1 protein-coding gene and 1 other RNA gene are annotated in these 2,236 nt (G+C 51.9%); both read left to right on the top strand.

Annotation, left to right across the window (positions count from 1 at the left end; translation table 11 throughout):
* Positions 1-82 precede the first annotated feature (82 nt).
* Positions 83-1,852, top strand: coding sequence for an aspartate--tRNA ligase (gene aspS, locus COY37_RS07175; protein ID WP_286977010.1), 1,770 nt, complete (start codon positions 83-85; stop codon positions 1,850-1,852).
* A gap of 63 nt (positions 1,853-1,915) precedes the next feature.
* A non-coding RNA gene (gene ssrS, locus COY37_RS07170) (6S RNA) lies at positions 1,916-2,101 on the top strand.
* Positions 2,102-2,236: the final 135 nt, after the last annotated feature.

The raw sequence follows: 2,236 nt of genomic DNA, 5'->3' as shown, positions 1-2,236 counted from the left end.
GTCTGTGAGTGGTCTTTAGATTCTTCACAACGCTTCGGAATGACATCTGGAGCATATATTATATAATACTGGAGCGATTTGAATGGACGAATTGGCACGGTTCGCTATGCGGACCAACACATGCGGAACAGTAACAAAAAATAACCTTGGCGATGAGGTCATCCTTACCGGATGGGTGCACACACGACGTGACCACGGCGGCCTTGTGTTCCTTGATTTGAGAGACAGGAGCGGTATCGTTCAGGTTGTCGTCGACCCTACGCAACACGCGGCGTTTGAGACCGCTCATACGATACGTAGCGAATATGTCTTGTATATAACGGGCCGCGTTAAAGAACGTCCGGCGGGAACGATAAACCCCAACCTCCCAACCGGCGAGGTAGAAGTAGAGGCTTACAATATCAAGATCCTCAATAAGTCTAAGACGCCGCCGTTCGAGATCGATGGCACATCGGTCGATGAGGTCTTGAGGCTTAAATATCGCTACTTAGACCTTCGCCGTGCTGATATGCAGCACAACCTTATGACAAGGCACAAGGTTGTAACGCGTGTCCGCGATTACTTAAACAATAACGGTTTTATCGAAATCGAAACGCCCATGCTCACCAAGAGCACGCCGGAAGGGGCAAGGGACTTTCTCGTCCCCAGCAGGTTGCAGCCGCATCATTTCTATGCGCTGCCGCAATCGCCTCAGCTCTTCAAACAGGTCTTGATGGTGGCAGGTTTCGAGCGATACTACCAGCTTGCCCGCGCCTTCAGAGACGAGGACTTACGGGCCGACAGGCAGCTCGAACACACGCAGATCGACATGGAGATGTCCTTCATGACCGAAGAAGGCATACTGGAGCTTGTCGAGGGCATGGTTCGCGACGTCTTTGAGATCGCAGATGTAAAAATCCCAACGCCGATACAGCGCATGACATACGACGAGGCCATTCACAGATACGGCTGCGACAAACCCGACTTGCGGTACGGTATGGAAATCGAAGATATCAGCGATATCGTTGAGAAGGCCGATTTTAAGGTCTTTGCGAATACCGTTAAGAACGGCGGGGCGGTCCGCGGCATAGCGGCCCCCGGATGCGGCACGTTTTCCAGAAGCCGGATCGATGAGCTGACCGAGTTCGCGGCGTCCAACGGCGCAAAAGGTCTTGCCTGGATCGCGCTGGAACCCGAGGGCAACGTGCGCTCGCCCATTGCCAAATTCTTTAGAGAAGACCAGATCGAGGCAATCATCAAGCGTTTAAAGGCAAATCCGGGGGATTTACTGCTGTTTGTTGCGGATAAACCGGTTAAGGCCTCTTCGATACTCGGCTCGCTCAGGATTAAACTCGCCGATCAGATCGGCCTTATCCAGCCGGATGTCTTTAATTTTCTCTGGCTTGTCGATTTTCCACTGTTCGGATGGGACGAAGACGAAAACAGGCTGGATCCAAACCATCATCCGTTTACCATGCCGAGGGTTGAAGATATCCCATTGCTCGATACGGAGCCGCTTAAAGTCAGGTCGTATGCATACGACCTGATTATCAACGGTACGGAGGTCGGCGGCGGCAGCCTCAGGATTTACGATCAGGGGTTGCAGGAGAAGATATTCGAGCTGATTGGATTAAACGTCGAGGAGGCCCGCGAAAAGTTTGGCTTCTTGCTGGAGGCGTTTGAATACGGCGCACCGCCGCATGGCGGCCTTGCTTTCGGGCTGGATAGGCTGGTAGCGATTCTACTGCAGAAGAAAACGATCCGCGAAGTCATCGCGTTTCCAAAAACCCAGACCGGATCGTGCCTGATGTCGGGCGCCCCGGATACGGTAACTGAGCAGCAATTGCGTGAGCTTCATATTAAATTAAGTTAGCCCAAGTTTCTTGTTGACACATCTACGAATCCGTGGGTAGAATTGAGTCAGAAGGTTAGATATTAGGCTCTGCCTTGTTAGTGGAACGTAGTGTATATTTGAGCCAACACTATTACATAGGGTGATCTACTCTAGCCGGTGGCACAAAAGCCCTCTGGATTAGGGACTTGTAAAACCGGTAGGCGAACACCCAACCTGCGGAGAGCGGGCTGCAATATGTATTTCGTGAAACGGCAAGGCGGGGCTTCTTCGATTTTTAATATAGTTAAAAATAGCCGGATAGTGTCCGGCTATTTTTGCGTGTGCGCCCGGCATGGGCGATAGCTTGGCGGTGAAAGTCCGCTATGGGCTTGGCAGTGGGAACCATTAGCCAAGGGCAAGGGT

The organism is Candidatus Aquicultor secundus (assembly GCF_002791875.1).
GTDB lineage: Bacteria > Actinomycetota > Aquicultoria > Aquicultorales > Aquicultoraceae > Aquicultor_A > Aquicultor_A secundus.
Note: the sequence above shows the minus strand (reverse complement) of the source record. Positions and strands in the feature narration are given on the sequence as shown.

What these genes read in the sequence shown, in the direction of transcription:
- aspS (WP_286977010.1), top strand. Translation starts at nt 83, where the DNA reads ATGGACGAATTGGCACGGTTCGCTATGCGGACCAACACATGCGGAACA.